This window comes from Aedoeadaptatus coli, assembly GCF_900343085.1.
Lineage (GTDB): Bacteria > Bacillota > Clostridia > Tissierellales > Peptoniphilaceae > Aedoeadaptatus > Aedoeadaptatus coli.
Map to the genome: position 1 here is coordinate 52,228 of NZ_OPYI01000010.1, position 23,166 is coordinate 75,393.

Consider the following 23,166-nt stretch of genomic DNA (forward strand, 5'->3'; position numbering starts at 1 on the left):
ATCCTCCTTGAAAATATAATAAAAAAAGCCGATTCCTCAAGAATCGACTCGTGATTAAAGGGCGCGTTCAACCTTGCCGGATCTCAGGCAACGCGTACATACGTAAATTCTCTTTTTCGATCCGTTAACAACGGCGCGGACGCGTTGAAGGTTCGGAGACCAAGATCTATTTCCTCTTTTGTGGGAGAAGGAAACCGAGTTACCGAATTTTTTTTCTTTTCCGCAGATTTCACATCTTTTTGCCATACTTACACCTCCTCCGACATTTTTTCAACTCGGATTATTTTACCACAGAGAAAAATAAATTGCAATCGGCCCTCGGTTTTTTCCGTGATGTTTATGTGATATAATGACGGTAATTCCCAAAAGCGGAAAGGAGACGAATCATGCAAATAACGATCCCCAACGAAAAGGGCAATATTACCATAGATAATCAAGTGATCGCCACCATCGCGGGCGTTTCCGCCATGGAAAGTTACGGCGTCGTGGGCATGGCCAGCAAAAATGCCACGGACGGAATTTTTCAATTGCTGAAATTTGAAAATCTCACCAGAGGCATCGAGGTGTACACGGATAATGAACGGGTGCACATTCTTTTACACGTCATCATCGAATACGGCATTCGCATTTCTACCGTCGGGCAAAATATTATTGACACGGTTCAATTTAATATCGAGTCGCTAACCGGATTGGAAGTCGATCAAATCGAGGTTTTGGTCGAAGGCATACGAATGAACTAGAGGTAGGTTATGGATCAGATTACGATTACAGAATTTAAGGAAGCACTGATCAGTGCTTCGAATTTTTTAGAAATAAATAAAGAACACGTCAACGATCTCAATGTCTTTCCCGTTCCCGACGGGGACACGGGCACGAATATGTCGAAGACCATAAAAAGTGCCGTGAAACAGGTTCTCGCATCCGACGCCACGGAGCTCGGCGCCTTGGCCGGCGAAATGAGCCGCGGCGCGCTCATGGGCGCCCGGGGCAATAGCGGCGTCATTCTTTCTCAACTGTTCAGAGGCTTTGCAGAAGGCCTCAAGGGGCAGGAGAAGCTCACCGTGCCGGTTCTCGCTCAGGCCATGAAGAGCGCATCGGAGATGACGTATCTCGCCGTCATGAAGCCGACAGAAGGCACGATTCTCACCGTGGGCCGTGAAAGCGCCGACTTCGCCGTGAAACACGCGAAGAAATACAGCGATTTGATCTTGTTCTCGGAAGCCGTGTTGGAAAGGGCGAAAGAATCTTTGGCCAACACGCCGAATCTCTTGCCCGTATTAAAAGAAGCCGGCGTCGTGGATGCCGGGGGCCAAGGGCTCGTAACCATTATGGAAGGGGCGCTGAAGGCCCTGAAAGGCGAGGCCGTCTTAGGTGAGGCGGAGGAAGCATCCGAACACGGCAAGGAAAAAATCGAGCGGAAAGAAATTTCCACAGATGACATTAAATTCGGCTACTGCACGGAATTTATCGTCAACACGAAATCCAATCACGTGGAAGACCTGAAGGCGGATTTGATTCCCCGAGGCGACAGCCTGATCGTCGTCGGCGACGACAGCATGATTAAGGTCCACGTCCACACCAACGATCCGGGGCTCGCCATTCAAAGTGCGCTGAACTACGGCTTCTTAAAAGACATTAAAGTCGATAATATGCGCCTGCAACACTCCGAGCGCCTGTTCACCGACTACGAGGTGGAAGCCTCCAATGCCGAAGTGCCCGAAGAGAAGAAACCCTACGGTTTTGTCTCTATTTGCGCCGGAAAAGGCATCGAAGAAATTTTCCGTCAAGTCGGCGTGGACTATCTGGTCACCGGCGGACAAACCATGAATCCCAGTACGGAAGATATTTTGGCCGGCATCGACCGCGTCAATGCGGAACACATTTTCGTGCTTCCCAACAACAGCAATATTTTCCTCGCGGCGGAAGCGGCGGCAAAGATTTCCGATAAAGAGGTGACGGTCTTAAAGACCCGATCCATTCCCGAAGGAATCAATGCATGCGTCCACTTTATGCCGGACAAGGGCGTCGAGGAAAATGTGGAATCCATGATGGAAGCCGTAGGCGATTTAACCACCGGCCAGGTCACCTATGCCGTGCGGGATACGGAAATGGACGGCATCGCCATTAAAAAAGGCGACTACATCGGCATTTCCGGCAAGAAGATTTTGGCAAAGGGCCAATCCATTAATGAAACCACCGTCGAAATGATCGAAAAGATGGTGGATGAAGACGCGACATTCGTCTCTCTCTACGCCGGAGAGGACGTGAGCGAAGCCGATGCCGAAGCTCTCGAGGAAAGCCTGGAAGAAGCCTTCCCCGACATGGATGTGGAGATCTTGCGCGGCGATCAGCCCATTTACTATTATTTAATTTCAGTCGAGTGAGAAGCAGGCGCAGGCCTGCTTTTTCATTGGAGGAGCCATGGACCTCAGTTCAAGTATTTTAGAGATCAAAGGAATCGGCAAGAAAATTGCGGAAAAACTAAATAAGGCCTCCGTGTTTACCGTGGAAGATCTGTTGTATACGTTGCCGATTCGCTACGAAGACGGCAGCGCGCTCAAAGACTTTGCCCACGCGGATTTCGACAAGCCCGCCACTTATTTCGTTCGTCTCGTGGAAAAAAAGCCCCGCCGCTACTTAAAAAAGGGCCTGAGCATGCAGACCTTTGTGATTTCCGACGGGGCGCGGGAAGGGGAAATGACCTTCTTCAACATGCCCTATTTGGACAAGAGCCTGAAGGTGGGAAAAGACTATTATATTTTCGGAAAGCCGAAATTTTTCAGAAACCGTCTGTCTTTTTCCGCGCCGAAATTTTTCGACGAGGCGAAGCGAAAAGAAGCCTTGGCCGTCTCGCCCGTCTATCCCATCTTAGGCGGCGTGGGACAAAAGGCCACGGCAAAATTTATTCAAGAGGCGCTGAGGGATGTGTTTATTCCGCCGGTGGTGCCTGAGTATCTCAGGGTGCGCTACGGTCTTATGACGGAGGCGGAAGCCCTGAAGGTGCTCCACGGACCGAAGCAATTGGATGATGCAAAAGTCGCCCTTCAGTCCTTGATCTTTTCGGAATTTCTCCGCTTTCAACTGGCTCTCGGCCGCTTTCATCGTAGCAAGAGCGAGGCGGGCTTTTCCATGGCAAAAACCGATTTAGCGGAAGTGATTTTATCCAATCTGCCCTTTGAGTTGACGGAAGGCCAAAAAGAGGCGTGGAAAGACATTCAGCGCGACATGGCCTCACCCAACCGCATGGAGCGCTTGGTGCAAGGGGATGTGGGCAGCGGGAAGACCGTGCTCGCTTTTCTCGCCATCGCTACCTGCGTGGCCTCGGGTCATCAGGCCCTCTTCATGGCGCCGACGGAAATCCTCGCCAAGCAGCATTACGAAGAGGCCTTCGATTTATTTATGCCTCTCGGCGTGCGGGTGGAGCTCTTGACCGGGAGTACGAAGGAAAGCAAGAAAAAAATCATTCGGGAAAATTTCGAAAGCGGCATCTGCGACGTGATTATCGGCACCCACGCTCTGTTCAACGAAGATTTAAAGAGCGATCGCATCGGCCTGACCATTACCGACGAGCAACACCGCTTTGGCGTCATGCAGCGGGAAGCCCTTCAGGAAAAGCAGTCGAAAAGCGACCGCTTGATTATGACGGCGACGCCGATTCCGAGAAGCCTCGGCATCGTCATGTACGGCAACACGAAGATTTCCTCCATTCGAACCATGCCAAAGGGACGAAAAGCCGTTCAGACCACGGTGATCAACGAATCTGGCCTGAAAGGTGCCTACGATTTTATGGAGCGGTTTTTAAAGAGCGGCCAACAGATTTATGTGGTCTGCCCGCTTATCGAAGAAAATCTCGATTTTCCACTCCACGCGGCGGAGGCCGTATATAAATATTTTTCTGAGGATCGGTTTAAAAACTACACCGTGGGCCTTATGCACGGGGCCCTATCATCGGAAGAAAAAAACGCGGTCATGGAAGCCTTTCAAAAGAACGAGGTGCAGATTTTGATTTCCACCACGGTCATCGAAGTGGGCGTCAATGTGGTGAATGCCAATCTGCTCTTCGTGTACGACGCCGATCGCTTTGGCCTCGCCACCTTGCATCAGCTACGGGGCCGCGTGGGCCGCGGGGATCAGGCGGCTTACTGCATTTTGCACAGCGCCAACGACAGCCTGAAGGCCGATGAGCGCCTTCGCATTATGGAACGCTCAGGCGACGGCTTCTACATCGCCGAAGAAGACATGAAGCTTCGCGGCGGCGGCGATTTCTTCGGCACCCGCCAATCCGGCACCGTGGAATTTCGCGTCGGTGATCTGTTCGAAAACATGGACATTATGCGCTACGCCAAGGTGGAGGCCGACGCCATTTTACAGGGCGGGCATCTGAACGAAGACGAGGAGCCGGATCTATTAAAGGCAGTGGAAGCCTACGAAGCGCGGAGAAGCGGGATTTGATTGTTTCGATAAAGAGATTATGCTAAAATTTGAAGGGAAGTGGCCATGCGCGTCATTGCGGGAGAAAAAAAGGGGCAGCGATTAAAGACGCCGAAAGGCGATCGCATTCGCCCCACGGAAGATCGCATTAAGGAAAATGTATTTAATCTGCTCTACGGCCCCTTTAGCGGGGTCCTGGTATTGGATTTATTTTCCGGAACCGGTCATATGGGCATCGAGTTTTTGAGTCGCGGCGCCGAATCCGCGTGGTTTTGCGACAATCACCGGGAAAGTATTCGAATTACCCGTGAAAATATAAAGATAACAGGGTATAATGACAAGAGCAGGGTCGTGGAAGGATCTTTCGAGCACTGCCTCGAGCTTGCCCGGAATGAACATACGGCATTCGACTACATATACGTCGATCCTCCTTACGCGAATCGTGATTTTTACGATCGCACGGCCCACGCCGTCGGCGAGAGCCGCCTGCTTACACCGGGCGGCCGCATGCTGTTTGAAGCGCCGAAGGAGTATACTTTTTCCAATTATGAACACCTGGCATTGGTTCGGGAAAAGTCCTATGGAAAGAAGAAAATTTGGATTTATGAAAGTTGTGATTAGAGTTTGAAAGTCATTTACGCCGGCAGTTTCGATCCGGTCACTTACGGTCACTTGGACATTATTCGCCGGGCGAAAGCTATTTTCGGCGAAGTCATCGTCGCCGTGTTGGACAACAAGAAAAAGCCCGGCTTCTTTACCGTAGAAGAGCGGCTGGCCCTTTTGCGGGAGACCTTAAAAGAGGATGAAGACGTCGAAGTGGATCACTTCGAAGGGCTCCTCGTGGATTACGCGAAAAAAAGAAATGTTTCTACGGTGGTTCGCGGTTTGCGCTCCAATTCGGATTTCGAAAACGAGTATACCGTGGCCATGGCCAACAAAAATTACGGAACCAATTTGGAAACCGTCTTTCTGTTGACGACCCAGGAGCATTTGTTTATCAGCTCGTCCCTTGCAAGGGAAGTGGCTATGTTTGACGGCGATACGTCGCTGTTTGTGCCCGAAGTGGTGGGAGAAGCAATGAAGAGGAAAGTGAGAGGAAGGTAGCTTATGGAAGTTATGCGTTACATCGAAGATTTAAAAGATTTACTGGAAGTGAGTTCCACGATCCCCTTGACGGGAAAAGTGATGGTCGACAAGGAAGAAGTCAACGAACTTCTGAACCAAATCGAATCTCAATTTCCTCAAGATTTAGCCGAAGCGCAAAGCATTCGCGACCGCAAAGATGAAATCGTCAATGAAGCCAATATGCAGGCAAAGCAAATCATTCAAGCGGCCCATGTGGAAGCACAAAAGCTCGTCAATGAAGACGAAATCACTCTTGCCGCTCAAGAACAGGCCAGAGAAATCATGAACCGCGCCGAAATTGAATCGGATCAAATTCGCCTTTCGGCTCGTGATTACGTGGACAATATGTTGGAAAACACCCAAGTCCACTTGTCCGACATGATTAAAACCATCAACGAAAACAGAAAAGAGCTTTAAAAAACGGCCTCGCGCCGTTTTTTCATTGCTCAGAAGCCTCGATAATCCCGTCCCATTTCCCCGGAGGTGAGCACGCTCCAAAGGTCCGTGGCCTTTTCTTCGAAAGCCAAGAACCGTTTTTCATCGAGAGAGCATTTTTTCACTTGTTTGTAATTGGTAAGTAAGGTAACGGACGAATCCTTCGCCTTGCGTAGATAGTCTTTCCCTTTCTCGGAAAATGCCAAGACCTGAAAAGTATGCTGACGGGCCATGGCCGCCTCGACGGACGCCTTATCCATTCCGAGAGATGCGTGGAACATGAGGCGGGCGATGCGCCAGCGGGAATAGCGCCGAGTCTTCGCCAGCTCCGTGAATTCATCATAGGTCTTGGCCTCGCGCAAACAGGCGCGGATTCGCTTGTCCAGTCCGATTTCGTAGCCGGCAAAGGATGTGAGATCCGGGGGAGAAGAAAGCCACAGGCCGCGGTAGAAGCGGTAGAGGGATTCGACCAAATCCGATTCCTTGTATTGAGGCGCTGATCCCGCGCAGAAATGCTCGATTTGATGCGGGTCGATCATGGCGCGAATGGCCGATGCGGAGCATGTCTTCTCGTTGTCTTGGGCTCGCTCCACCATCACGAGAGGAATCGCCGGCGCCAATTGCTTCAGGCTTTTATAGTAGCCGTAAGCCAAGAGGGCGTTAGACTGAAACACCTGAGCCCAAGATTTATCCTCCGCCTCCAAAGCCTGTTTGTACGCCGCGGCATAGGATGCGCCGCTTTCCATGGCCGTTCTGAGGCGGGAATGAAATTCTTCGGTCTTTTCGTAGCGATAAATGGCATCGAAAGTCGCGTTGTCGCCGAATTCCGTGCCGCAAAAGACGGCGTCGATGAAAGGCAATCGACTCGCGACAGCCATGGCGCCTCGGGAAAAATACTCGCCGCCGGAGGTGGCCGACTGCACCGGATGGGTAATCACCACATCGGCACCGTTTTTCACAAGGTCATTCGCCCGTGTAAACTTGTCTGTGACAACGGGCAGGCCCCGCTGCGTAAAAGAGGCGCTCATTAAAACGACGACGCCATAGCCGCATTCTTTGGCGCGTCGGATTAGGTATGTATGGCCGTAATGCAGAGGGTTGGTCTCCGCCACGATGAGTGCATAGGGCATGATTTCAATCCTTTTCATCTCTTTTCTTCGACAAGGAACGATTATATGATATAATAACTGCGGTCAAAATGAAAATGCTTAAGGAGGAAATACATGAAAATTTTAGTCATTAACTGTGGCAGCTCTTCTCTGAAATACCAGTTAATCGATATGGAAGATAAGAAAGTTCTCGCCAAAGGTTTAGCAGAACGGATCGGCATCGAAGGCGGCCGCGTAAAATACGAAGCAGCCGGCAAAGACGAAATCGTCATCGAAGAAATGCTCGCCGATCACAAGGCAGCTCTTAAAATCGTCTTGGATTCTCTGCAACACGCTGAATACGGCGCCGTTAAGAGCTTAGACGAAATCGATGCCGTCGGCCACCGCGTCGTTCACGGCGGCGAAGCCTTTGCCGAATCGGTGATTATCGACGACGAGGTCATGAAAGCCATTAACGACAATGTTGAAATTGCACCCCTGCACAATCCGCCGAACATTATCGGTATCGAAGCCTGCAAGGAAATCATGGGCGACATCCCCATGGTCGCTGTATTCGACACGGCTTTCCACCAAACCATTCCGGCATTAAACTACATCTATGCCCTTCCCTACGAATACTACGAAAAATACAAAGTTCGTCGCTACGGCTTCCACGGCACCAGCCACCAATACATTACGGGACGTGCCGCTGAAATGCTCGGCAAGGACCTCGACGATGTAAACTTAATTACCTGCCACTTAGGTAACGGCTCCAGTATCAGCGCCGTCGTCGGCGGTAAATGCTACGACACCACCATGGGCTTTACGCCTCTCGAAGGCCTGGCCATGGGTACCCGTACCGGCGACATGGACCCTGCCATCGTTCCCTTCATCATGGACAAAGAAAACCTCTCTACCGAAGAAATGTCCAATGTCATGAACAAAAAGAGCGGCGTCTTGGGCATCAGCGGCGTTTCCAGCGACTTCAGAGACTTGGAAGAAGCAGCTGAAAAGGGCAACGAACGGGCACAACTGGCTCTGGATATTTTCGAAAACCGCGTCCGCAAATTCATCGGCGCCTATTTAACCGAAATGGATCACTGCGACGGCATTATCTTTACGGCCGGCGTCGGCGAAAACTCTATTTCCACGAGAGAACGCGTCATCGACGGCTTAGCTTCCTTAGGCATTAAGATCGATCGCGACAAAAACGACATGCGCGGCAAAGAAGCCGTCATCAGTGCCGACGATTCTTCCATTCCCGTATTGGTCATTCCCACCAACGAAGAATTAAAAATCGCCATGGAAACGGCTAAACTCGTTTAAATTCCTTGACAGGAGACCGTTTCTTATCATATAATAGCTTGCAGCAGTTTTAGAGGTGATACCTTTGCGTAGAGAATTTTCTGATTTTTTACAAGGAAGTGACATCCACAAACACGTCGAAGGTCAGCTGATGAAAGAAGACAGTCCCTTGGATTTAGAAGGTCTCGATCTTCTCGATCCCGTTGACTACGATATGGACATCTACAAAGTCGATGGGGACTTGGAAGTCGACGTTCACGTGACCTACGACATCAAAACCCCGTGTGATCGCTGCTTGAAGACGGTGGAAGAAACCATCGACAGCGAATCCCATGTGGTCGTAACCACCGATGAGGAAGAGGACGACGAGGCGAACGTGCTTCTCGTCGAAACATTGGATGAATTTCCGTTGGCGGAAATAGTATTCTCGCAAGTGATAACATCCGTACCGATCAAAGTTTTGTGCGATGATGATTGCAAGGGACTTTGCCCGGTCTGTGGTGAGGATTTAAACGAACATCCCGATCACCATTGTGAATCGGAAGGCATCAGCCCCTTTGAATCCTTGAAAAATCTATTTGATGAAAAAGCATAAGAGATAGGGAGGTGTAGACATGGCAGTACCTAAGAGTAAAACTTCGAAACAACGTAAAAACAAGAGACGTGCATCTTCTTATCGTCTGAATAAAACGACTGTCGCTGAGTGCCCCAATTGCCACGAAGCGAAGTTACCCCACCGTATTTGCCCGAGCTGCGGCTACTACGATGGCAAAGAAGTTATCGCAACTTCTGAAGAAGTATAAGAAAAGAGCTTCCGATTTTTCGGAAGCTCTTTTTGCATTAGAAAACCCCCGGTTTAACCGGGGGTTCTCTTTTCGGGCACCCTTCAGTGTCCTTTTATTCTGCCCAATTGCCGTTTACAAAAATCGGCACTTCAGCGCCATCTTCCGTGGTCGCAATAATGGAGAGATCCGCCGTGCCCACCATAAAGTCCACGTGGATCAAGCTGTCGTTTGCGCCTCGTTCTAAAAGCGCATCTTCATTTAAATCGCCGCCGCCGGTTAAATTGGTGGGATAGGCCTTTCCGAGAGCCAAGTGGCAAGAGGCGTTTTCGTCGTAAAGGGTGTTGTAGAAAAGTTGATTGCGATTGGAAATCGGCGAATCGTAGGGAACGAGAGCCACCTCGCCTAAGCGACGGGCGCCTTCGTCGGTGTCGAGCAAACGGGCGAGAACGTCTTTTCCCTTTTCGGCGTCGAAATCGACGACCTTCCCGTCTTTAAAGCGAAGCCAAAAGTGATCGATCACATTGCCGTTGTAGGCGAGGGGCATGGAGGCGTAGACGATGCCGTCGACCCCGCTCCGGTGGGGAAGGGTAAAGACTTCTTCCGTGGGAATATTTGCCACGAAGTAGCGGCCGTCGGGCAAGGTGGATCCGCCGCCGGCCCAAATGTGACCTTCGGGGAGGGTGATCGTCAGGTCCGTTCCCAAGCTGTTTTTGTAGTGAAGGGATTTGTATGCGGCTTCGGTGAGCTTCTTCGCCTGCCCGTCCACCGTCGTCGTATGCTTTTTCCAATCGGCGATGGTGTTTTCAGAGACGCGGCACATATCGAAAATCGCCTGCCACAACTTTTTCACGGCAACGTCTGTGTCATCTTCGGGATAGACTTTCTTCGCCCAGGCCTCCGTAGCGATTCCTGCGACGGTCCATGGGTTTTCGTCCTTCATTATGGCCTCGGAGTAAAAGCGCATGGCCTTGGAGCGGCTCATGGACGCTTCCTGAAGCTTGTGGGCATCGATTTGTTTTAACAAATCCGGATCCGATCCCGTAAAGGATAAAAAGGCGGCGCCGTTTTCAATGTAGTGGCGATACAATTCCGTATCGAAATCATGAACCGTGTTAAGCACCTCTTCCGGTGCATGTTCGTATTTTAAAAGGGTAAGGGCATCGTCCGACCAAATGACGCGCACGTCGGCGGCGCCCTGGGCGTAGGCCGCTTCGGCGCAGGCGACGACCAAGTCCCTTCCCTCGATGGGACTTCGGATCACAAGATCCTGTCCTTTTTGCAGAGAAAGGCCGGTGTTTATCAGTAATTCAGCATAAGCATCTAATTGTTCGTTGAAATTCATAGTTCCTCCTTTTTCTGAAAGTATACCACAATCCGGCGTCGAAAAAAGAGAAAGGATTCTTGCAAGGGTAGGGTGCGCGTGTTATAATATATCGGTACAAATACGCACACAGCCTCAGAACCTGGCCGTTGCCTGAGGGTCGCTTTGTTCATACGGGCTGTGGAGGAAAAAACATTTGGAGGTAATATGTCTGTAGTATCTATGAAGAGCCTGCTTGAAGCCGGCGTACACTTTGGTCACCAAACCAGAAGATGGAACCCGAAGATGAAGAAATACATCTTCACCGAACGCAACGGTATTTACATTATCGACTTACAAAAAACCGTCGGCAAAATCGAAGAAGCCTACGATTTCGTTCGCGAAACCGCTCAAAACGGCGGACAAGTTTTATTTGTCGGTACCAAAAAGCAAGCGCAAGATGCCATCGAAAAAGAAGCTAAGCGTTGCGGAGAATTCTACATTAACCAACGTTGGTTAGGCGGTCTTCTCACCAACTATCAAACCATAAAGAAGAGAATCGCTCGTCTGAAAGATTTGGAAGAAATGGAAACAGACGGTCGCTTCGACGTTCTTCCCAAGAAGGAAGTTATCGGCCTTCGTCACGAAAGAGAACGTCTTGAAAAATTCTTAGGCGGCATTAAGGACATGAACGGTCTGCCCGATGTCATGTACGTCGTCGATCCGAAGAAAGAAAATATCGCCGTTAAAGAAGCGCAAAAGCTCGGCATTCCCATCGTCGGTATTCTCGATACCAACTGCGATCCCGATGAATTGGATTACCCCATCCCCGGCAATGACGATGCCATTCGTGCCGTAAAATTAATTACGGAAACCATGGCTAACGCCGTTCTCGAAGGAAAACAAGGGGCACAAGACCACGCTGAAGAAGAAGCTGAAGCACCTGAAGCATCTGAAGAAACTGAAAATCAAATCACGGATAGTGCGGCTGATACAAAAGAACAAGAATAAGGCAAATTATAAGAGTTCTGGCCAATGGAACTCTTATTTTTTTGAGAGTGCAACTCGTATCTGAAAGGGGACTTAAAATGGAAATTTCTGCAAAAATGGTAAAAGAATTAAGAGACAAATCCGGCGCAGGCATGATGGACTGCAAGAAGGCCTTAAAGGAATCCAACGGCGACATTGATCGTGCTGCCGACATCCTCAGAGAACAAGGCCTGAGCAAGGTCGCTAAGAAGAGCGATCGCATCGCAGCAGAAGGGATTGTAGAAAGCTACATCCACAACAACCGCATCGGCGTTTTGATCGAAGTCAACACAGAAACCGACTTTGTCGCCAAAAACGAAGACTTCAGAGAATTCGTTCGCGACATGGCCATGCAAGTGGCTGCCGTCAACCCGAAATACGTTACCCGCGACGAAGTTCCCCAAGACGAATTGGATCACGAACGTTCCGTCTTAAAGGAACAAGCCTTAAACGAAGGCAAACCGGAACACATTGTAGAAAAAATGGTCGAAGGCCGTTTGGAAAAATTCTACAAAGAAATCGTCCTTTTGGATCAACCCTTCATTAAAGACGGCGACAAGACCGTGAACGAATTGTTAACCGAACTTATCGCAAAGATCGGCGAAAAGATCAGCATCCGTCGCTTCTGCCGCTACGAAGTCGGTGAAGGCATGGAAAAACGCTCCGAAGACTTTGCCGAAGAAGTTGCAAAACAAATGAAATAAGCGGACCCGGACCATGGAACCTAAATACAAGAGGATCGTCTTAAAACTCAGCGGGGAAGCCATGGCGGGAGAAAAAGGAATCGGCATCGATTCTTCTGTGGTCAGGCTCTTCGCTCGTGAGATCAAGCGCATCTCCGAAGCCGGCGTGGAAACCTGCATCGTCGTCGGCGGCGGCAATTTCTGGCGCGGCCGGGACAGCAAGGAAATGGACCGTGCCACATCCGATTACATGGGCATGCTCGGCACGGTAATGAACGCCCTGGCCCTTCAGGATGCTCTGGAGCAAATGGAGGTTGTGACGCGGGTCATGACGGCCATCGAAATGAAACAAGTGGCCGAGCCCTACATTCGTCGCCGGGCCATTCGCCACCTGGAAAAAGGCCGCGTGGTCATTTTCTCCGGAGGCATCGGCAATCCCTATTTTTCCACGGATACCACGGCAGCCCTTCGCGCAGCGGAAATCGACGCGGAAGTCATTCTGCTGGCGAAAAAAGGCGTCGACGGCATTTACGATTCCGATCCCAATGTCTATGACGACGCCGTGAAATTCGACAATTTGTCTTATTTCGATATTCTCAGCAAGAATTTAAAAATTATGGATTCGACAGCCACTTCTCTATGCATGGATAATGAAATCCCCCTGCTTGTCTTCGGCATCGACGAATCGAGCAATCTTTTCGACGCGGCCATGGGCAAGGAATTGGGGACCCGTGTGGAATAAGGAGGATTTTGTATGGATTTTAGCGAAGTCAAAAAAGAAGTTCAAACCAAAACGCAAAAGACTGCCGATCGCTTAAAGGAAGAATTGGCATCCATTCGCGCCGGCCGCGCCAATCCGTCCCTCTTGGACCGGATTACCGTGGAAGCCTACGGCCAACAAACGCCGTTAAATCAAGTTGCCGGCATTACGGCACCGGAAGCGCGTCTGTTGACCATTCAACCTTGGGACGCATCCTTGATCCCCGCCATTGAAAAAGAAATTTTGAAATCGGATCTGGGCTTGAATCCATCCAACGACGGCAAATTGATTCGCTTGGCGATTCCCGCGTTGACGGAAGAACGACGCAAGGAAATGATCAAAGTCGTAGGAAAAGATGCTGAACAATCGAAAGTTGCCATCAGAAACGTTCGTCGCGACGCCATCGACTTGATTAAAAAAGCGGAAAAGAACAAGGAAATTTCCGAAGATGATCAAAAAGATTACGAAGAAGAAATTCAAAAGATCATCGACGCCGCCATTAAAAACATCGACGCCATTGCGAAGGCAAAGGAAGACGAATTACTTGAAATTTAAATACAACTGAATAGGGCCCCCTAAGGGGGTTCTTTCTTTTTAGGAGAAATCATGGATTCTGAAAAAAAAGCCATGCCCAAACACCTGGGCATTATCATGGACGGCAACGGTCGCTGGGCAAAGGCGCGCAACATGCCGCGCACCTACGGCCACAAAGAGGGCGTGAAGCGGGTTTTGGAAATCGTAAGGGCCTGCTATAAATTGAATATCCCCTATCTGTCTCTCTACGCCTTTTCCACGGAAAATTGGAAGCGCCCGGAGCAGGAAGTGTCAAACCTTATGTATCTCTTGCACACCTTTATCGATCAATACATTGACGAATTGGACGAAAACGGCGTGAAGCTGAACATTATGGGCGACCTGTCCGCTTTAGGCGAAAAGACCCGAAAGATGGTCTTAGGCGCCGTCGAGCGCACCGAATCCAACGGCGATCTCATCTTAAATATCGGCTTGAACTACGGCGGACAGGACGAAATCCTTCGTGCGGCAAAAGCGCTGGCGCAAAAAGCCGTAGACGGCGAGATTTCCGTCGATGCCATCGATAAAGAAGATTTCGAAAGGGAGCTTTACACGAAAAATCAACCGCCTTTGGATCTGTTGATCCGCCCGAGCGGCGAGCTGCGGGTCAGCAATTTTATGCTCTGGCAATTGGCCTATGCGGAATTTTGGTTCTCGGATATTCTTTGGCCGGACTTTACGGAAGACACATTAAAGAAAGCCATAGACGATTATCAAACGAGGGACAGGCGATTTGGAGGCGTATAATTGAGTAATCTATTAAAACGGACGACGACGGCCTTGGTTCTCATCGCTCTTTTAGTGGCGATTCTCTATTTCGGCGGAATGGTGTTGCAATGTGCCGTTCTCTTCTTTTCCCTGGCTCTGTGTCACGAACTGATTTCCGCCTTTAAACACAAGGGCAACAACATTCCCGAGCACTACATTCTTCTTGCCTGCGCCTTTCACTTTGTGGTGTACGAGCGGGGCTGGCCGTGGTTTGTGGCATTTACCATCCCTTTGTTTTTCCTCATCCTGTATTATTTAAAAGAGGATGATTTTACGATCGAAGATATGGGTATCTCTGCCCTCATACTGATCTATGTGCCCACCTTTTTGTTCCCTATCATGGCTTTGGACAAGACGCGTTACCTTTATCTGGTCTTCGTCATATCCATTGCCACGGATACTTTCGCCTATTTGACGGGCATGGCTTTCGGAAAACACAAGCTGTGTCCCACCATCAGCCCGAACAAAACCGTGGAGGGCGCGTTGGGCGGCGTCGCGGGCACCATGCTATGCGGTTTGATCTACTGCATGATTTTCGACATTCACATTACGCTGACCCACGTGCTCTTTATTGGTCTCGCTTCCGTTACGGCGCAGCTGGGAGATCTGTTTGCATCGAAAATTAAACGCGCCACGGGGATAAAGGACTTCGGCCACTTTTTACCGGGCCACGGCGGATTCATGGACCGCTTCGACAGCATGCTCTTAATCATCCCCATGGTCTATATTCTGTTCCGCTTTTCACTTTAGGAGGTTATATGACGACCCTTTTCGGTTCACTTTTTGTCTTTATTCTGATTATCGCCATACACGAATTCGGCCATTTTGCCGTGGCAAAGGCCGTCGGTATTCGCGTGAATGAGTACGCCATCGGCATGGGGCCTTTAATCTATAAAAAACAAACGGAGGAAACCCAATACAGCCTTCGGGCGTTGCCCATCGGCGGCTATGTGGCTATGGAAGGGGAAGAGTCGGCATCAGACGACCCGCGATCGTTTAATAACGCGAGCCTGTTAAAGCGGGCGGCGGTCATCGTCAGCGGCGCCGGCATGAATTTCGTCCTGGCCATCGTGACCTTTTCCCTTTTTCTCTTAATCACCGGCTATCCGACGAAAATCGTGGACGAAGTGCTTCCGAATTCCCCGGCGGCTGTGGCGGGAATTCAAAAAGGGGACGCCATTCGCACCGTCGACGGAAAGGAAATAAATGATTGGGACGCTTTTTCCAAAACCGTGGCGGCTTCAAAAAATCCCATTACCATCGGCATTGATCGGGAAGGGAAAATTCTCGATTTTACCGTAAAGCCCGTGGAAAAAGACGGTCGCCCCATCGTGGGCATTCAACCCACCAGCGAAAAGCATCCGGTAAAAGCCATCGGCGACGGATTCAAGATGACGGGGAAAGTTATCGTCACCATTTTCGACGTCTTAGGGAAATTATTTACGGGGGGCCTGGGCGTAGATAATCTGTCCGGCCCCGTAGGCGTGGTGAAAGTGATCGGCGACTCGGCAAAGTACGGGTTCGGCTCTTTGATGTTTATCACGGCCTACATTTCGGCGAATCTAGGCTTTATGAACCTGCTGCCCATTCCCGCCCTCGACGGAGGCAAGCTCGTGTTTATCCTAATCGAAGGAATCACGGGCAAACCGGTAAACGAACGAATCGAACAGGGGCTTTCCGTGGCAAGCTTTGTCTTGCTCTTTGCTCTCATGATTTACGTGACGATTTTCGGCGATATTGCCCGATTCATCCAATAGAAAGGACGATGAACTTGTCTAAACACACGAGACAAATCGCTGTCGGCGACGTATTAATCGGCGGCGGCGCTCCCATTAGCATTCAGTCCATGACCAACACGAAGACGAAAGATGCGGTGTCCACCATCGATCAAATTCATCGACTGGAAAATGCAGGCTGCGACATTATCCGCGTAGCGGTCAATGATCTCGAGGATGCAGAAGCCTTGGATCAAATCATTCCCGCCATTTCCATTCCGGTCATCGCCGACATTCAATTCGATTATCGCCTGGCCCTTTACGCATTAGAACACGGCGTCCACGGTTTGCGCATCAATCCGGGAAACATCGGCGAGGCCTGGAAGGTGAAAGAAGTAGCGGATGCGGCAAAGGCGCGGAACGTATCCATCCGCATCGGCGTCAACTCGGGCTCCGTGAAGCCGGCCTTCATCGAGAAGTACCGTGGCGTGAACCCCAAGTCCATCGTGGAATCAGCACTGGATGAAATCGCCACCCTGGAAAAATTCGGTTTCGACGCCATTAAAGTCTCTTTAAAATCCTCGGACGTGCGTCAATCCATCGAAAGCTACCGGGAATTTTCCCGCGTCAGCGATTATCCCCTTCATCTGGGCATTACTGAGGCCGGCGCCGGCATGAACGGCATCGTGAAATCGGCGGTGGGCATGGGCACCTTACTTGAAGAGGGCATTGGCGACACCATGCGGGTCTCCTTAACGGGAGATCCCGTCGATGAAGTACACTGCGCCAAGGCTATACTTAAGAGTTTGGGCCTCAGACGCGAGGGCATCGACATTGTCGCCTGCCCCACCTGCGGACGCACGGAAATCGACTTGATTCATTTGGTCGAAGAAGCACAAGAGCGCTTTAAGAATTTGGGGTTCGAAGGTAAAATCGCCATTATGGGCTGTCGCGTCAACGGACCCGGCGAAGCCCGCGAGGCGGATTACGGAATTACCGGTGGAAACGGTCGCGGCGTCATCTTTAAAAAAGGCGAAGTCGTGGAAACCGTTGACGAAGCGAAACTATTAGACGCTCTTATCGACTTAATAGAAAGGGATCACCGTTGATCGACAAAGATACCCATCCATCAGAGCGCGCTTTGATGGATTTTATTTTAAATAAATCCCTACCCATAAAAAAAGTGATCTATAATCGGGAGCTGGCCGGTTTGACACTGGAAATGGATTGCGAAGAAGGGGATTGGCGCGATGAATTTGAAACGCTTCTGAAAAAATGCTACCCAACCCTTGCAGTCAAGGCAAATTACCGGGAAAAGCAAGCGGAGCGGGCGGCATACACGGAAGATGAAATCTATAATTTTTTGAAGGCCTCCATTACCGCGTCCGATGCTTGGCTCGAACGAGACTGTTTTGCCGTGAAAGAAAGCCGCATTACGCTTCATGTGCCCAATGCCACAGTGGAAAAGACCGTCCTCTCCATGCACATCGAAACGCGCCTCGAAGAAATCACAGGCCGGCGCTATTTCCTGGAATGCGCCTGTCCGGACGGGGACTGCGAATTAAAGGCTTTGGACGAGTTGATCGAGAGCGAAGAATCGGTGTTCAGCGACGGCATAAAGACCGATGTGCCTGTGGCGAAGGAAAAGGCGAAGAGCGACGAAGCTTACCGGTTCGGAAAAAATAAATTTGAACCCCCGACGCCCATAGGCGACTGTCGCGTCGGTGAGACCGTCACCATTACGGGATCCGTCTTCGGCTTCGACGAGCGGCCCATAAAAAACGACAAAACCCTATTTATCCTCTCCCTTTACGACGGGACGGACAGCACCAATGTGAAGGCTTTTGTAAAAAATCAGGAAGCTGACGCCTTTGCCCAAACTTTTTCCAAGGGAAAGACCGTCTCCGTTCACGGGAAATACGATTTCGACAGTTTCGACCGTAGGGAAAGCGTCGTGGCGCGAAATATGAAGGTGGTTCCCACGAAAAAACGGGAGGACATAAGCGCGAAAAAGCGCATCGAGCTACACGTCCACACGAAAATGAGCAATATGGACGGCACCAATACCATCGACGATTTCGCGAAGCAGGCCAAGGCCTGGGGCCACGAGGCCATTGCCATTACCGACGACAATGTGGTGCAGGGTTATCCCGATGCCATGAGTGCGGCAAAAAAACACGACATTCGCATTCTCTACGGCGTGGATGCCGATGTGGTGGATGACGGGGAGCTTATCTTTAAAAACCCCGGGAGCGCTCAATACGGGGCAAGTTTCGTCGTCTTTGACTTGGAGACCACGGGCTTTTCACCGCGCTTCGACGAGGTAACGGAAATCGGCGCCGTAAAAATTCGAGACGGCCGCATCATCGATCGTTTCTCCACTTTCGTCAATCCCATGCAGCCCATTCCGCCGAAGGTGGTTGAATTAACCCATATTACAAACGACATGGTGGCCGATGCCGATCCCATCGACGTGGTGCTTCCTCGCTTTGAGGAATTTATCGACGACAGCATTTTGGTCGCACACAACGCTTCCTTCGACTCGCGGTTTATCGAATTCAGGCGGAAGGGAAAAGTCCCCTATGCCACCATCGACACCTTGCTTTTGGCACGTTCTCTGGACATTCAGGTGAAAAATTATAAATTAGGCACCCTGGCGAAGCGCTTCGGCATCAATTTGCAGGGCGCCCACCGCGCCGTCAACGACGCCGAGGCCACGGCGGAGCTCTTTATTCAGCTTCAGGTCATGGCGGCGAAGATCGGCATCGAGAATCCTGAGGATCTCAATCGCCTAAAACCGAAGGCGCCGGAAAAATCATTTCCGACGAAGCTCACGATTTTCCCGAAAAATCTCGACGGACTTACGGCCATGTACCACTTGATCTCCGCCTCGCACATGGACCACTTCTTCCGAACGGCCCGCATGTTGAAATCGGAAGTACTGAAATCGAAGGATAACTTTATTCTCGGCTCCGGGGGAGAAGGGGGCGAACTAATCGACGCCTACTTGCGCGGCGCGTCGGAGGATGAACTCAAGAGGATCGCGTCAATTCTGGATTACATTGAGGTGGCGCCCATCTTTCGCTACGAGCGAGCCTATGCCGACGGTCTGTTGCGGAGCGAAGAAGACGGAAAGGTCATGATTCGTGACATGATCGATTTAGGCCGAAGCATGAACATTCCCGTCATCGCCTCCTCCGACGTGCGCTATATGAACAAGGAGAATGCCGAGTTTCTCGAAATATTGGAATACTCGAAATTCCGCGGCCGACCCTTTACAAACGGCGGCGCCTATTTTATGACCACCGACGAAATGCTCGAAGCCTTTTCTTTTTTCGGTGACGATGCCGAAGCCGTCGTCATCGACAATCCCAAAAAGATCGCCGATGCCATCGAGGTATTTCCGCCCATTCCCTCGGGCAAGTATCCGCCGAAAATCAAAAACGCCGACGTGGATCTCAAAACCGACGCCTTTAGAAGGGCGCGGGAAATCTATGGCGATCCCCTTCCGAAAATCGTGGAAGATCGCCTGAACACGGAGCTTGAAAGCATTATCGGAAACGGTTACGCGGTCATGTACAAAATCGCCCAACAGCTCGTCGAAAAATCCAATGCCGACGGCTATTATGTCGGCTCCCGCGGCTCCGTCGGATCCTCCTTTGTCGCTACCATGACGGGAATCACGGAAGTCAATCCCCTTATGCCCCACTACGTTTGCAACAAGTGCAAACACAGCGAATTTATCGACGACGGAAAAGTGAGCACTGGCTTCGATTTGCCGAGGAAAAACTGTCCGATCTGTGGCGAACCATTGATTCGCGACGGCCATAAAATTCCCTTTGAAGTCTTTTTAGGTTTCTACGGCGACAAAGAACCGGACATCGACTTAAACTTCGCCGGGGAGTATCAGCCCACCGCCCACAAATTCATCGAAGATTACTTCGGCGAGGGCTTCGTCTTCCGCGCCGGCACCATCGGTACTTTGGCGGAAAAGACCGCCTTCGGCCTGGTAAAGAAATTTACCGAAGAAAACAATCTTCAGAAAAACCCCGTGGAGATCCTGCGTTTGGCAAAGGGCATCGAAGGGGTGAAGCGGACAAGCGGTCAACACCCGGGCGGCATTATGGTCGTGCCGAAAGACGAAGACATTCATCACTTCACGCCCATTCAGTATCCAGCGGATGAGAAGAAGAAAAACGTCATTACCACGCACTTCGACTACCACTCCATTAGCGAAAATATTTTAAAACTGGACATCCTCGGCCACGATGCGCCCACCATTCTCCGCATGCTGGAAGACTTAACCGGCGTGGCCATGGAAGAGATTTCCATGGACGATCCCGAAGTCATGAGCCTGTTTACATCCGCCGAGGCGCTAAAAGTCGATGAATCCCTATTCTCGTCGCCTACGGGCACCCTGGGGATTCCCGAGTTCGGCACAGACTTCGTCGTGCGCATGCTCATGGACACGAAGCCCGCCACCTTTGGCGAGTTGGTCAATATTTCAGGCCTTTCCCACGGCACCGACGTGTGGACGGGAAATGCACAGGATCTCGTGCACTCAAACAAAGCGACGATCTCCGAAGTCATCAGTACGCGGGAAGATATTATGAACTACCTGATTATTGCCGGAGCGGAAAATAAAGTGGCCTTCGACACCATGGAAGCCGTGCGAAAAGGGCGCGGCCTTCCTGAAAAATACATGGACGTATTGAAGACACTGGACGTGCCGAGCTGGTACTTTGAAAGTTGCGAAAAAATCAAGTACATGTTCCCGCGGGCCCACGCGGTGGCCTACGTCATGACCAGTCTTCGCATCGCCTGGTACAAGGTCCATTACCCCTTGGCATTTTACGCTGCCTATTTTACGACGAAGCTTTCCGACTTAAACGGCGACCTTTTGGTTCAGGGTTATGATGCCGTTAAGCAGCGTGTTGAATGGATCGAAGGAAACGATGAGGCGACGAAAGCGGAACAGTCTGAAATCCCTATTTTAAAAGTCGTATTGGAAATGATGGCGCGGGGCTATGAATTTGAGTCAATTCACTTAGGTGCTTCTCATTACGAGAAATTTTCCGTCTACGAAGGCAAGGTGCTTCTGCCCATCAGTTCCCTTCAGGGGATCGGCCATACAGTAGCGAAGGAAATTTATGAGGCCATGAACGAACAGCCCTTCCTTTCCGTTGAAGACATGGTGAATCGAAGCGGCGCGTCGAAAACCGTCGTGGAGACCCTGAAAGCCCACGGCGCCCTTCAAGGAATCCCGAAAGATAACCAGTTAAGCATGATGGATCTTATTGGCGACAGTGCCAAAATGTGATATACTAAAGAAAAGATAGACGAGTAGAACTAGAGTGGGTCCACCACTCTAGTTTTTTATGGGAGGTGAGTTCTTGAAACATTCTCAAGTACGCGCGATTGTTTCGGAGGCGGCAGAAAAAGCGGCCGCCGAACGAGAGTACGAGGTGGTGGAAATTGCCATCACCAACAAAAATCCGTCGCGCATTATAATTACGGTGTATCATCCCGATGGGGTGCAAATCGACGACTGTGCCGATATATCCCGTGCCGTAGGAGACATGATCGACGACAAGGATTTGTTTGAAGGCAAGTATACTCTGGAGGTTCAGTCCCCCGGATTGGATCGGCCCATTCGAACGAAAGATGATTACCGCAGGAACATGGGAAAAAAGGTCGAGGTTCACCTGTACAAAAAAGTAAACGACCAAAAAGAATTTGTAGGTATTTTAGCGGACTACGGCGACGACACCGTGGATATCCGCACAGAAGATGGAAATATTGTCACCTTTGATTCAAAATCCATCTCATTAATGCGACAGGTCATTGAATTTTAGGAGGCAAAGAAAAAACGATGAACGAAGAGTTTATTTTAGCTCTGAAGCAATTGGAAAGCGAAAAAGGAATCCCGGAAGACGTGATTATCGAGGCCCTGGAAACGGCTCTTGTGTCAAGCTACAAGAAAAATTTCGGAACTTCTCAAAATGTTATTGTGGAAATCAATCGGGATACGGGAGAAATTTCCCTGGCCGCCGAAAAAGAAGTCGTGGAAGAAGTCTTTGACGAGAACACGGAAATCGCCGTGGAAGACGCGCGAAGAGAAAACCCGAGACTCGAAATCGGCGACATCTATTACGAGAAAATCGATCCGGAAAAATTCGGTCGCATCGCCGCACAAACGGCGAGACAGGTCGTCATTCAACGAATCAAAGACGCCGAGCGCGACGTGATTTATGACGATTACGCCGATCGGGAAAATGAAATCATTACTTGTGACGTGCAAAGAGTGACCAAGGGCAATGTCTTTGTGGATTTGGGAAAAACCGAAGCCATTTTGCCCGTATCGGAGCAAATTCAAGGGGAGTCCTACCACCAAGGCGATCGCTACAAAATGTTGGTACTGGAAGTAAACAAGCAGCCCAAAGGGCCGCAAATCGTGCTCTCCAGAAGCCATCCTAATCTGGTGCGCCGTCTGTTCGAGCTGGAGGTACCGGAAATTCACGACGGCATCGTCGAAATCTTCTCCATTGCAAGAGAAGCCGGAAGCCGCACGAAGATCGCCGTGTTCAGCAAGGATGAGGACGTGGATCCCCTGGGCGCCTGCGTCGGATTTAAAGGAAGCCGCGTAAAGACCATCGTCGACGAGCTCCACGATGAAAAAATCGACATCGTTATTTGGGAAAAAGACATTGCCGCCTTTATCGGCAACGCTTTAAGTCCGTCGAAAGTAGTGGAAGTTTTCATCAATCAACGGGAAAAGTCGGCCATGGTCGTGGTTCCGGACTATCAACTGTCCTTGGCCATCGGCAAGGAAGGCCAAAACGCACGTCTGGCAGCGAAATTGACCAATTGGAAGATTGACATTAAATCCGAAACCCAATTTGACGAATACCTGGATTCTTTGGGAATGGATGCAGACGACTTCAGAACCTACTTCGAGAATACCCAAGCCGATGGGCCGGACGTGTCGGCGGCAGATGAATATTCTCCCGTCGAAGAAAAGATCGAATCCAATGAGGCCGATAATTTCGCCAGCATCGGCGGTTTAACGGGCATGGACTTATCGGATCTATTTAAAGACGCAGATTCGTCCTCGAGGGAAGATTACGAAGAAGAAGCGGAGAAAGCAGAAGAAGATGAGTAAGAGGATT

The 23,166-nt window shown here is 50.4% G+C and carries 23 protein-coding genes; 20 read left to right on the forward strand and 3 right to left on the reverse strand.

Annotated features, from left to right (window positions below; translation table 11 throughout):
* Nucleotides 1-54: 54 nt before the first annotated feature.
* Nucleotides 55-246: a 50S ribosomal protein L28 gene (gene rpmB / locus DG046_RS06605; protein WP_077075217.1), complete on the reverse strand. Its 192-nt coding sequence runs from the start codon at nucleotides 244-246 to the stop codon at nucleotides 55-57.
* A 140-nt stretch (nucleotides 247-386) separates the two neighbouring features.
* Here rpmB and DG046_RS06610 point away from each other — a divergent pair, with 140 nt between their 5' ends.
* Genes DG046_RS06610 through DG046_RS06635 form a run of 6 tightly spaced genes read left to right on the forward strand, consistent with a single transcriptional unit; the run spans nucleotide 387 to nucleotide 5,973 of the window.
* Nucleotides 387-740, forward strand: coding sequence for an Asp23/Gls24 family envelope stress response protein (locus DG046_RS06610; protein ID WP_108831720.1), 354 nt, complete (start codon nucleotides 387-389; stop codon nucleotides 738-740).
* 9 nt (nucleotides 741-749) lie between these two features.
* Nucleotides 750-2,384 (forward strand): DAK2 domain-containing protein, encoded by a 1,635-nt coding sequence (locus DG046_RS06615; protein WP_108831721.1) that lies wholly within the window; start codon nucleotides 750-752, stop codon nucleotides 2,382-2,384.
* Nucleotides 2,385-2,421: 37 nt separating this feature from the next.
* Nucleotides 2,422-4,452, forward strand: coding sequence for an ATP-dependent DNA helicase RecG (gene recG / locus DG046_RS06620; protein ID WP_108831722.1), 2,031 nt, complete (start codon nucleotides 2,422-2,424; stop codon nucleotides 4,450-4,452).
* A gap of 45 nt (nucleotides 4,453-4,497) precedes the next feature.
* The gene (gene rsmD / locus DG046_RS06625; protein ID WP_108831723.1) at nucleotides 4,498-5,052 is read left to right on the forward strand and encodes a 16S rRNA (guanine(966)-N(2))-methyltransferase RsmD; all 555 of its coding nucleotides are present in this window, start codon (nucleotides 4,498-4,500) and stop codon (nucleotides 5,050-5,052) included.
* Nucleotides 5,053-5,055: 3 nt separating this feature from the next.
* Nucleotides 5,056-5,535, forward strand: a complete 480-nt coding sequence (gene coaD / locus DG046_RS06630) for a pantetheine-phosphate adenylyltransferase (protein ID WP_108831724.1) — start codon at nucleotides 5,056-5,058, stop codon at nucleotides 5,533-5,535.
* Between the two features lie 3 nt (nucleotides 5,536-5,538).
* A complete protein-coding gene (locus DG046_RS06635; protein ID WP_108831725.1) occupies nucleotides 5,539-5,973 on the forward strand; it encodes an ATP synthase subunit B family protein in 435 nt (144 codons plus the stop codon).
* Between the two features lie 29 nt (nucleotides 5,974-6,002).
* Here the strand turns inward: DG046_RS06635 and DG046_RS06640 are convergent, their stop codons facing one another.
* Entirely contained in the window at nucleotides 6,003-7,121 is a 1,119-nt protein-coding gene (locus DG046_RS06640) for a nucleotidyltransferase family protein (RefSeq protein ID WP_159082085.1), read from the reverse strand.
* A 93-nt stretch (nucleotides 7,122-7,214) separates the two neighbouring features.
* Here DG046_RS06640 and DG046_RS06645 point away from each other — a divergent pair, with 93 nt between their 5' ends.
* The 3 genes from DG046_RS06645 to rpmF all read left to right on the forward strand — a co-directional run bounded on the left by DG046_RS06645 (nucleotide 7,215) and on the right by rpmF (nucleotide 9,187).
* On the forward strand, nucleotides 7,215-8,405 hold the full coding sequence (locus DG046_RS06645; protein ID WP_108831727.1) for an acetate kinase: 1,191 nt from the start codon (nucleotides 7,215-7,217) through the stop codon (nucleotides 8,403-8,405).
* Between the two features lie 130 nt (nucleotides 8,406-8,535).
* Nucleotides 8,536-8,979, forward strand: a complete 444-nt coding sequence (locus tag DG046_RS06650; RefSeq protein WP_108831728.1) for a YceD family protein — start codon at nucleotides 8,536-8,538, stop codon at nucleotides 8,977-8,979.
* 19 nt (nucleotides 8,980-8,998) lie between these two features.
* Nucleotides 8,999-9,187 carry a 50S ribosomal protein L32 gene (gene rpmF, locus DG046_RS06655; RefSeq protein ID WP_077075207.1) on the forward strand — a complete coding sequence of 63 codons (189 nt, stop codon included), beginning with the start codon at nucleotides 8,999-9,001 and terminating at the stop codon, nucleotides 9,185-9,187.
* A 94-nt stretch (nucleotides 9,188-9,281) separates the two neighbouring features.
* Here rpmF and DG046_RS06660 read toward each other — a convergent pair whose 3' ends face one another.
* Nucleotides 9,282-10,511: an aminopeptidase gene (locus tag DG046_RS06660; RefSeq protein WP_108831729.1), complete on the reverse strand. Its 1,230-nt coding sequence runs from the start codon at nucleotides 10,509-10,511 to the stop codon at nucleotides 9,282-9,284.
* Nucleotides 10,512-10,697: 186 nt separating this feature from the next.
* Here DG046_RS06660 and rpsB point away from each other — a divergent pair, with 186 nt between their 5' ends.
* From rpsB to nusA, 11 genes are all read left to right on the forward strand, one after another.
* Nucleotides 10,698-11,480: a 30S ribosomal protein S2 gene (gene rpsB / locus DG046_RS06665; RefSeq protein ID WP_108831730.1), complete on the forward strand. Its 783-nt coding sequence runs from the start codon at nucleotides 10,698-10,700 to the stop codon at nucleotides 11,478-11,480.
* Nucleotides 11,481-11,557: 77 nt separating this feature from the next.
* Nucleotides 11,558-12,202, forward strand: a complete 645-nt coding sequence (gene tsf / locus DG046_RS06670; protein WP_108831731.1) for a translation elongation factor Ts — start codon at nucleotides 11,558-11,560, stop codon at nucleotides 12,200-12,202.
* 13 nt (nucleotides 12,203-12,215) lie between these two features.
* Entirely contained in the window at nucleotides 12,216-12,923 is a 708-nt protein-coding gene (gene pyrH, locus DG046_RS06675) for a UMP kinase (protein WP_108831732.1), read from the forward strand.
* A 12-nt stretch (nucleotides 12,924-12,935) separates the two neighbouring features.
* Entirely contained in the window at nucleotides 12,936-13,496 is a 561-nt protein-coding gene (gene frr / locus DG046_RS06680) for a ribosome recycling factor (protein WP_108831733.1), read from the forward strand.
* A gap of 51 nt (nucleotides 13,497-13,547) precedes the next feature.
* A complete protein-coding gene (locus DG046_RS06685) occupies nucleotides 13,548-14,261 on the forward strand; it encodes an isoprenyl transferase (protein ID WP_108831734.1) in 714 nt (237 codons plus the stop codon).
* Nucleotides 14,262-15,032 carry a phosphatidate cytidylyltransferase gene (locus DG046_RS06690; protein WP_108831735.1) on the forward strand — a complete coding sequence of 257 codons (771 nt, stop codon included), beginning with the start codon at nucleotides 14,262-14,264 and terminating at the stop codon, nucleotides 15,030-15,032. It abuts the gene before it with no gap.
* 8 nt (nucleotides 15,033-15,040) lie between these two features.
* Nucleotides 15,041-16,039 (forward strand): RIP metalloprotease RseP, encoded by a 999-nt coding sequence (gene rseP / locus DG046_RS06695; protein WP_108831736.1) that lies wholly within the window; start codon nucleotides 15,041-15,043, stop codon nucleotides 16,037-16,039.
* A gap of 8 nt (nucleotides 16,040-16,047) precedes the next feature.
* Complete coding sequence (ispG, locus tag DG046_RS06700) at nucleotides 16,048-17,106, forward strand: flavodoxin-dependent (E)-4-hydroxy-3-methylbut-2-enyl-diphosphate synthase (RefSeq protein ID WP_108831737.1); 1,059 nt, start codon at nucleotides 16,048-16,050, stop codon at nucleotides 17,104-17,106.
* A complete protein-coding gene (locus DG046_RS06705) occupies nucleotides 17,103-21,317 on the forward strand; it encodes a PolC-type DNA polymerase III (RefSeq protein WP_234411476.1) in 4,215 nt (1,404 codons plus the stop codon). The genes ispG and DG046_RS06705 overlap by 4 nt, the downstream gene beginning before the upstream one ends.
* A 73-nt stretch (nucleotides 21,318-21,390) precedes the next feature.
* On the forward strand, nucleotides 21,391-21,852 hold the full coding sequence (locus DG046_RS06710) for a ribosome maturation factor RimP (protein ID WP_159082086.1): 462 nt from the start codon (nucleotides 21,391-21,393) through the stop codon (nucleotides 21,850-21,852).
* 17 nt (nucleotides 21,853-21,869) lie between these two features.
* Complete coding sequence (gene nusA / locus DG046_RS06715) at nucleotides 21,870-23,159, forward strand: transcription termination factor NusA (RefSeq protein ID WP_108831739.1); 1,290 nt, start codon at nucleotides 21,870-21,872, stop codon at nucleotides 23,157-23,159.
* The last annotated feature ends 7 nt before the right edge of the window (nucleotides 23,160-23,166 follow it).